The sequence below is a fragment of the Moorena sp. SIO4A5 genome (assembly GCF_010672005.1).
GTDB lineage: Bacteria > Cyanobacteriota > Cyanobacteriia > Cyanobacteriales > Coleofasciculaceae > Moorena.
This window is the reverse complement of record NZ_JAAHHZ010000330.1, coordinates 1-5,114: the sequence shown is the minus strand read 5'-3', so window position 1 is coordinate 5,114 and position 5,114 is coordinate 1. Positions and strand designations below refer to the sequence as shown.

Here is a 5,114-nt window from a genome sequence, read left to right as displayed (position 1 = left end):
TGTGCGAACATTTCCACATTCCCTTCCAATCTGGGGATAACGATATTCTCAAAGCTATGGCACGGGGCTATACCCACCAGAAATATCGCCGTATTATTAATACCATTCGGGACTATATGCCCGATGCGTCCATTAGTGCCGATGCGATTGTGGGCTTTCCTGGGGAAACGGAAGCACAATTTGAGAATACCCTAAAACTAGTAGATGATATTGGCTTTGACCAGCTCAATACCGCTGCCTATTCTCCTCGTCCTGGCACACCAGCCGCATTGTGGGAAAATCAACTCCCTGAGCAGGTCAAATGCGATCGCCTTCAACGTCTTAACCACCTAGTTGCGGTAAAAGCAGCTGAGCGATCGCAACGTTATCTGGGACGGATTGAGGAAGTGTTGGTAGAAGACCAAAATCCCAAAGACAAGACTCAAGTGATGGGCAGAACCAAAGGAAATCGTCTCACGTTCTTCACTGGGGATATTAATCACCTGAAAGGGGAGCTAGTTCTAGTTAAAATTACCGAAGCTCGTGCCTTTAGCTTGACTGGTGAGCGAGTAGAGGAATAGGGAATAGGGAGTCGGGAGTCGGGAGTCGGTAGTCGGGAGTCGGGAGTTGGGAGTCGGGCGGGGGTAGGTAAACTACCCTGATCAGGTAGTTTACCTACCCCCTTAAAAATAGAAACTGAAACTATAGCAGTCGAAGTAAAGCTTAAAACATAATTTCTGCTCCCAGATCCGCTGTTTCCTATTCCCGATTCCCGATTCCCGATTCCCGATTCCCGATTCCCGATTCCCGATTCCCGATTCCCGATTCCCGATTCCCTTTAAACCAAAAACTATGTCCTAAACTATACTTCCGCTATAGATATTTCCTAATCTTCCCGCTGGAAGAAGCAAACCACATCCCGTATGTAAAAATCGTTATAGAGGTCGCCAGCAGAGGGGTTTGGCAAATCTACGGCCTCAACCTCCAGCTCATTATCCCCATCCTTCAGGATTCCAGCACCAATGTTAATGATTTGGGTAAACCAATGATTGGGATTAGCTCCCTGGTAGGAGTAGATCTTACCGACACTTTTATCATTGATTTTGACCTCTGCATCACTGTCGGTTGCTGTCAATCCCTTAACCATCAACATCAGGATGGCAGCGCCGCCCTTGTAGCGTCCCTCTGTGTTGAAAGTCTTTTTCCAGAGGCTAGCACCACCATCGCCAATTCTGCGATTGATATCTCCCTGGATCACCACAAAGTTACCGGTGACTAGTTTAGTAGACGCAGTTGCTTTCTGTTCCATAGATTGTTGCCTTCTTGTTTGTAATTATCTACTTATATCAAGTTATAAGCTAGTTGGTAAGCATATGCGCTACTTGAGGTGCTACTTGATATGCAATCAGCTATCAGCTTATGGGCTATGGGCACGCTTTTGTCAATTGTTTAAACGTTATAAAACTCCCCCAAGCCGAAAACCCCGTCTCAAAGCGAGCGGGGATGAAGGCTGGCAGCGACTTTAGTCGCCGTGAAAAAAATATTCCGTGCGAGCAATCCCTCGCACGGAATATTAGTCTGAGTATTGTAGAATAAAATAGAAGCGGTTGAGGTCGAAACTGATGATCATTTTAGAATTCAAGGCCAAAGGGAAAAAGCGCCAATACTCTGCCATAGATGAGGCCATTCGGACAGTTCAATTTATTCGCAATAGTTGTCTCAGATATTGGATGGATAATAAAGGGGTTAGCAAATTTGACCTTAACAAGTATAGTGCCGTTCTTGCTAAAAGATTTCCTTTTGCTAACGCTTTGAATTCTACCGCCCGTCAATCTAGTGCTGAGAGGGCATGGTCATCAATCGCCCGTTTCTTTGACAACTGCAAGAAGAAAGTACCTGGTAAAAAAGGCTTCCCTAAGTTCCAGAAGAATTGCCGCTCGGTGGAGTATAAACAGTCAGGCTGGAAGTTGTCCCCCGACAAAAAGTCGATAACGTTCAGCGACAAAAAGGGTATTGGGAAGCTTAAGCTCAAAGGTACATGGGACTTGTGGCGCTTTGATAAAAAACAAATTAAGCGAGTCAGGATAGTCCGTCGGGCTGATGGCTACTACGTTCAGTTTTGTGTTTCAGTTGATGTTAAAGAACAACTGGAACCTGCTGACGCCAACATTGGCTTAGATGTCGGACTAAAGGATTTTTATACTGATTCCAGAGGGAACACTGAACTTAATCCCCGATTTTATAGAACGGGAGAAAAACGCTTAAAGTTTTATCAACGTCGGGTTTACCGAAAAAAGAAAGGCTCTGCTAACCGAAAGAAAGCTATTAATAGACTAGGTAGGACACACCTCAAGATAAGCAGGCAACGTGAAGAGCATGCTAGTGCGATTCGTTGGTTAGAAACCGAGAATATCGGAGGATTAACCGCAGGGTAACCTCACCCTGACAACTTGGATACCATGTTGGTGAAAATCCAACCCTCACGAAATCTGAGTGACAACCCTACCCCTAATCAATGAGAATTAACAACCTCTAGGTTAAAGCGGGGTCGAACAGCGAAACTCTATAAGCCTAAATATGGAGCTAGTAGCAGGTAAAATGCTCATGAGTACCGAAAGGGAAGATACACGCGAACCATCGTAATCTTCAACCAGCGCAATAAGGCTAGAAACGCTGGAAACAAACAGTAACGGAGTACATAGGGTCATAGGATTTAGCATTCATATGACGATTTCTCTAACTCCCGGTGGATAGTATCACTCTAAAAGCATACAGTATGGTACCCAGGAACGAAGTAACCCCGCAGGTGCTCTTGGAAAAGGTCGATTTTCCAAGTAGGTAGTTAGCCGCATGGCCTCCGGTGGAGAGATAGAGTCAGAAGCAAAAGTCACTATGTAACGTAGTGAATAAGCAGACAGACTCACGTATATAGGAAAAGATATGGTTGCTAGTAGTAATGAATAAGTCTAAAACTCGGGGATTTCACCCAGAGTCGGAATGGAATAAAGTAAACTGGCGAAAGCTGGAAATTACAGTATTTAAGTTACAAAAACGAATATATCGAGCCTCTCAACGTGGGAATGTTCGCGTGGTAAGACGGTTACAAAAAACTTTAATGAAGTCCTGGTCAGCAAAAATGCTCGCAGTCAGGAAGGTGACCCAACAAAATAAAGGAAAAAGAACAGCTGGGATAGATGGTCGGAAAGCCCTAACAGGCAAACAAAGACTAAAACTAGCAAATAACCTTAGGACGTATAAAATACCACAGCCTACACGTAGAGTGTGGATTGAAAAACCAGGTCGAAAAGAAAAACGCCCACTGGGAATACCAACCATACAAGACAGAGCATTACAAGCACTAACCAAACAGGCTTTAGAACCTGAATGGGAAGCACGCTTTGAAGCCAACTCATACGGTTTCAGACTAGGAAGGTCATGTCATGACGCAGTCGAAGCCATTTTCGACAGTATCGCCAAACAACCCAAATGGGTCTTAGACGCAGATATATCAAAATGCTTCGACAAAATCAACCATGAAAAACTTCTCAAAAAATTAAATACCTTCCCCACTATGAAGCGATTAATCAAAGGATGGTTAAAAGCGGGAGTAATAGACGAAGGAACACTATCATCTACGGACGAGGGGACACCACAAGGGGGAATAATATCACCTCTTTTGGCTAACATAGCCCTCCACGGAATGGAAGAGACCATAAAAGAATACGTAGAAAATCTATCTTATAAAGAAACCTCAGTCAGAGGAAAAAGGGATAGAAGAAGAAGTATTAGTCTCATAAGGTATGCGGACGATTTTGTCATCATACATAAAAACAAAGAAGTGGTAGAGAAGTGTAGAGAAGTTATAGAAATATGGCTAAGTGACATAGGCTTAGAATTAAAACCAAGTAAAACCAGATTGACTCACACCAAAGAGGGATTTGACTTTCTAGGATTTAACATCCGACAATACCCGGTAGGTAAACATCAATCCAAACAAGGTTTTAAAACTCTCATTAAACCATCAAAGAAAAAAGTGAAAGAACATTGGGGACAGCTAGAAATGGAAATAAAAAATCACCTAGCTGCCCCCCAAGCTGCCTTAATCAGCAAGCTTAAACCCATTATACAAGGTTGGAGTAACTACAACAAAAGTGTTGTAAGTAAAAAAACCTACGCTGGGTTAGATAATATGCTCTGGAACAAACTTCAAAGATGGGGATACCGAAGACATCCCAAAAAGTCAAAAACTTGGGTGAATAAAAAATACTGGGGAACCAAGGTCACCGAACCCAAAAATCCCTGGGATGCACCCAAGGTAGATAACTGGACTTTTATGACAAAAGAAGGAATATACCTTCCAAAACATTCAAAGACAGAAATCATTCGTCATACAAAGGTCAAAGGAAACAGCAGTCCCTACAACGGAGACCTAATTTACTGGAGTACTAGAATGAGCAAACATCCAGAAATGTCTAAACAGAAGGCTAAACTCCTCAAAAGACAAAAAGGAAAATGTGCTCATTGTAATTTGACCTTTAGAAACGAAGACTTAATGGAAACTCACCACATAAAACCACGCGCACAAGGTGGGAACGACCAACTCAAAAACCTTGAGCTACTCCACCTGCATTGTCACGATGAAAAACATAGAATGAAGCTCAAAACTAAGTGTCACGAATCAAGTAACGATTCCTCTGAACTAGATGACAACCCATTCTAATATAGAGGTGCCACATGACAAGGAACCCTATTGCGAGGAGCCGTATGATGGGAAACTATCACGTACGGTTTTGGAGACAAGTCGGCGAAGGCGACTTCCCGGCTTAGTTTAATAGAGACTGGTTAGAAGTTACCGTAAGATAGTGGAGCCTTATTACAAAAGATTTAACCCTTTTATGCAAAGCCGAACACCCATAAAGGCTCCACTATCTAAGGTTTCGTCTCCGGCACGCTGCGTAATTCGGTCTAACGACTTGATCGCCTACGTTCGCGCAGCGTGCCGTAAGGCAAGACTTGAGAGTTAAAAATTTAGTAAAAAACCACTGTCTCGCCAAATCTATTAATGACGCGGGTTGGTATCAGTTTAGGAAATGGTTGGAGCATTTTGGTGAGAAGTTTGGCAGAGTAACTGTTGC

Annotated in this window: 4 protein-coding genes and 1 pseudogene; 4 read left to right on the top strand and 1 reads right to left on the bottom strand. The window is 43.2% G+C overall.

Annotated elements, in window-relative coordinates; translation table 11 throughout:
- On the top strand, positions 1-560 hold a 560-nt coding region (locus tag F6K57_RS36310), incomplete at its 5' end, for a TRAM domain-containing protein (protein ID WP_293072976.1).
- Positions 561-865: 305 nt separating this feature from the next.
- Here F6K57_RS36310 and F6K57_RS36305 read toward each other — a convergent pair.
- Positions 866-1,288: a hypothetical protein gene (locus F6K57_RS36305; RefSeq protein ID WP_293043285.1), complete on the bottom strand. Its 423-nt coding sequence runs from the start codon at positions 1,286-1,288 to the stop codon at positions 866-868.
- A gap of 313 nt (positions 1,289-1,601) precedes the next feature.
- On the opposite strand from F6K57_RS36305, the gene F6K57_RS36300 reads away from it, so the two are divergent.
- From F6K57_RS36300 to F6K57_RS36290, 3 genes and pseudogenes are all read left to right on the top strand, one after another.
- Complete coding sequence (locus F6K57_RS36300) at positions 1,602-2,414, top strand: transposase (RefSeq protein WP_293072973.1); 813 nt, start codon at positions 1,602-1,604, stop codon at positions 2,412-2,414.
- Positions 2,415-2,935: 521 nt separating this feature from the next.
- Entirely contained in the window at positions 2,936-4,699 is a 1,764-nt protein-coding gene (gene ltrA, locus F6K57_RS36295) for a group II intron reverse transcriptase/maturase (protein ID WP_293072970.1), read from the top strand.
- A 226-nt stretch (positions 4,700-4,925) separates the two neighbouring features.
- A pseudogene (locus F6K57_RS36290) lies at positions 4,926-5,114 on the top strand (RNA-guided endonuclease TnpB family protein); the annotation flags it as partial.